This is a genomic window from Polaromonas sp. P3_C2 (assembly GCF_056402675.1).
On sequence record NZ_JBFUGX010000883.1, the window covers coordinates 1 to 1,442 of the forward strand.

Below are 1,442 nucleotides of genomic sequence, written 5' to 3' on the forward strand. Positions count from 1 at the left end.
CGGCATTTCGTGTGCCAGCGCCATCACGGCATGCGGCGGGAGGTCGCGCAGGCGGTGGTCACTCCAGACCTGGCGCCAGCGCCGCGCACCGGGCAAGCCGTTGCGCAGGCCCAGCATGTGGCGCGCAATGGCGCTCTTGGGTGTGCCATGCTCAGCGGCCTCGCGCACCATGTAGTCGCACATCTGCGATTCCACAGCTTCACGGGTCGGCAGGGATTCGGCAGCGCCGAAGAAAGCGCTGTCCCAGGAAGCCAGCCACCAGGGGTTGTGATAGGCCTCACGGCCTATCATCACGCCGTCAAGCGCGGCCAAATGCCCGGTCACCTCTTCCTGCGTGTTGATGCCGCCGTTGATGCAGATGACCAGGCCCGGCAATTCCTTCTTGAGGCGGTGCACCAACTCATAACGCAGCGGCGGCACCTCGCGGTTTTCCTTGGGGGAAAGGCCCTTGAGCCAGGCGTTGCGCGCATGCACGATAAAGACCTTGCAACCGGCCTCGCTCACCGTGCCCACAAAGTCGCGCACGAATTCATAGCTTTCAGCCTTGTCGATGCCGATGCGGTGCTTCACCGTGACCGGCACATCGACCACATCGACCATGGCTTTCACGCAATCGGCCACCAGCTGCGGCTCGGCCATCAGGCAGGCGCCGAAAGCCCCGCGCTGCACGCGCTCRCTGGGGCACCCGCAGTTGAGGTTGATTTCGTCATAGCCCCATTGTTCGCCCAGCTGCGCACAGCGCGCCAGATCCGCCGGCTCGCTGCCGCCCAGCTGTAATGCCACGGGATGTTCTTCGGCGTCGAAGCGCAAGTGGCGCTCCACGTCACCGTGGATCAAGGCACCCGTGGTCACCATTTCGGTGTAGAGCAAGGCGTGGCGCGACAACAACCGGTGAAAGTGGCGGCAATGCCGGTCGGTCCAGTCCATCATCGGCGCCACGCTCAGCCGCCAGGGATGGCCCGGCAATGCGGCAGATGCGCCGGATACAGGCGCAGCGGGAAATGGAAATGGGGCTGACATAGCCCCATTTTCCCAGAAAGGACGCACCCGCAGCGGCGCAGGGTTTTGGCCCGGAGAAGCCCGCCCAAAAACCGTCAGACCTCGGCAGTTTTGAATTCGTCCATGAGTTCCATTTTGCGCTGGCTTAGCTCGTCGGCCAACGCAACCAGGTCCAGCCTGGACTTGCGGGCCTTGACGAACATTTCCTCGCGCTCCTCCTTCACATGGTGGTCGATGTATTCGCCCAGTACCGTCACACGAGCGTCATACAGGTCGTCTTCCGGATCCATGCCCGATATCTGTGCGATCAGGTCTTTGGCCGTACCGTGCTCCACTTCTGCCTCGTCGAGCAGCGCGTCGTCATTGATGGCCGCGCGCACTTGTGGATAGAAGATTTCTTCCTCAATTTGCGCGTGCACCGTCAGCTCCTGGCAGATCTTGTC

2 protein-coding genes are annotated in these 1,442 nt (G+C 62.7%); both read right to left on the bottom strand.

What is annotated here, in order from left to right:
• On the bottom strand, positions 1-1,020 hold a 1,020-nt coding region (gene dusA / locus AC1DWI_RS23025; protein ID WP_477725898.1), incomplete at its 3' end, for a tRNA dihydrouridine(20/20a) synthase DusA.
• 74 nt (positions 1,021-1,094) lie between these two features.
• The coding region (locus AC1DWI_RS23030) for a hemerythrin domain-containing protein (RefSeq protein WP_477725899.1) at positions 1,095-1,442 on the bottom strand (348 nt) is incomplete at its 5' end.